This is a genomic window from Microcoleus sp. D3_18_C2 (genome assembly GCF_036702395.1).
Taxonomy (GTDB): Bacteria; Cyanobacteriota; Cyanobacteriia; order Cyanobacteriales; family Microcoleaceae; genus Microcoleus.
Genome location: NZ_JAUBTG010000023.1, coordinates 10833 through 11166 on the forward strand (window position 1 = coordinate 10833; position 334 = coordinate 11166).

The following is a 334-nucleotide window of genomic DNA, read 5'->3' on the forward strand; positions in this document are numbered from 1 at the left end:
ATCGACCCGTCGGGGTCGCTTCCTCCCAATCCTGTCACTAACTGGCTGCTGTTGGGCGCGAGGCTGGAGTTGGCATTCTTGGCAACTGGCGGTTGGTTGTCAGTTGGTGTTGTGGGAGTCGGTGTGGGAGTTGGTGTTGTGGGAGTCGGTGTGGGAGTTGGTGTTGTGGGAGTCGGTGTGGGAGTCGGTGTGGGAGTTGGTGTTGTGGGAGTCGGTGTGGGAGTTGGTGTTGTGGGAGTCGGTGTGGGAGTTGGTGTTGTGGGAGTTGGTGTTGTGGGAGTTGGTGTTGTGGGAGTTGGTGTTGTGGGAGTTGGTGTTGTGGGAGTTGGTGTTG

General features: G+C 58.1%; 1 protein-coding gene. It reads right to left on the reverse strand.

Annotation, left to right across the window (positions count from 1 at the left end):
- Window positions 1-334: hypothetical protein (locus QUA88_RS15565; RefSeq protein ID WP_333272504.1), on the reverse strand; the 334-nt coding region annotated here is incomplete at both ends.